General features: G+C 44.7%; 1 protein-coding gene and 1 pseudogene. Both read left to right on the top strand.

Going from position 1 to position 1,312, the window contains the following annotated elements; genetic code table 11:
- Window positions 1–336 (top strand): annotated as a pseudogene (locus tag A3739_RS10255) (argininosuccinate synthase domain-containing protein); the annotation flags it as partial.
- A 126-nt stretch (window positions 337–462) separates the two neighbouring features.
- Window positions 463–762 (top strand): hypothetical protein, encoded by a 300-nt coding sequence (locus A3739_RS10250; RefSeq protein ID WP_068501252.1) that lies wholly within the window; start codon window positions 463–465, stop codon window positions 760–762.
- Window positions 763–1,312: the final 550 nt, after the last annotated feature.

Raw genomic sequence — 1,312 nt, 5'->3', positions numbered from 1 at the left:
ACGCTAGACAAAGAAGCTGCGCACCTTAAAGACAGTGTGATGCCTAAGTATGCAGAGCTTGTATACAACGGATACTGGTGGTCACCAGAGCGTAAAGCGCTTCAAGCATTGATCGACGAGACACAAACTTACGTGAACGGTGTTGTGCGTTTGAAACTTTACAAAGGCAACGTCATCGTTGTTGGTCGTAAGTCAGAAGATACCTTGTTCGACGAAAGCATCGCGACATTTGAAGATGATGCTGGTGCATACGATCAGAAAGATGCAGATGGCTTTATCAAGCTAAATGCGCTTCGTTTGCGTATCGCCGCAGGCAAAGGTCGTGATTTGTCGTAAGTGATCTAAATGTCTGTCTTGAAAGTTAGAAGCTAAGACAGACTTTGAAAATAAAAAGCCCAGTCCCGAAAGGAACTGGGCTTTTTTCATTAGCTGATCAAGATGAGTTAGGAAATTAAACAAAATATGAGCGAATACAAAATTATCACGCAAGAGAAAGAGCATGGCTATGTGATACAAGGTAGCGATGTTTGTTTTGAGATTGCTATTGCATCAGAGGCGGGCGTAAGAAAAGTCTCTTCGGTATCTGCGTATGTAAATGCTGAGGACGATGATGCTGTCGACATTAACCGAGACGATGCGCTTAAGGCTGCTCAATTCGTGAAACAAATAGATTCAGATTTAATCCTGGGCGAATTAGTTCGCGGTGGATGGGATCAGCCAGAAAACGAACATTCAGAATTAGGCTGGTGGCAAACGGCTTAAGGGAGGCTCTGAGTTAATTCTGGGTGTTTGGAATTGGGCAGAAACGGTCTGTCTCTGCACCGTCATTCCGTACACAGAAGCGTGCACTAAAGTTTTTCTGGGATAAAGACAGGCTAATTCTTTTTTTCCTGTCGGTGGCAACCTACAGCGCCTTAAGACCTTTGTTTCGCCAAAGGTCTTAAGATGGCACATGCCAGCCTTTCTTGCTTCGCAATTCACCCTCATCTAAAGGCGACCCGGTACCCCAGGGCATCTTCTCTTGCTCTGCGAGCAATTCACCTTAATCGCTTGCGTGCTCAACGGGATTTAAGTTTCGTTCCAATCCGTCATTGCCGCGCAGGCGGCAATCTATGGTTTAAAGTGCAATGCACGGAATTAGACAGAAGCGGCTGTTGATTCAAGTCTTACGTGTAGGTCTGCTTATTCAAGTAAGAGGAACACTTCGGTAGACTCAGTTGCCGTTAATATGTGTTCAACAAATTGAGGAATTAGGGTGAACGAAACACCAAAAGGCAGTAAATCTTTTTCCACCCTGCTTATTTTATGCTGT

Source organism: Oleiphilus sp. HI0067 (assembly GCF_001635735.1).
This window is presented reverse-complemented; position numbering and strand designations above follow the sequence as displayed.

Bases quoted from the DNA above. Each gene is read 5' to 3' on its own strand.
- A3739_RS10250 (WP_068501252.1), top strand. From the start codon at position 463: ATGAGCGAATACAAAATTATCACGCAAGAGAAAGAGCATGGCTATGTG.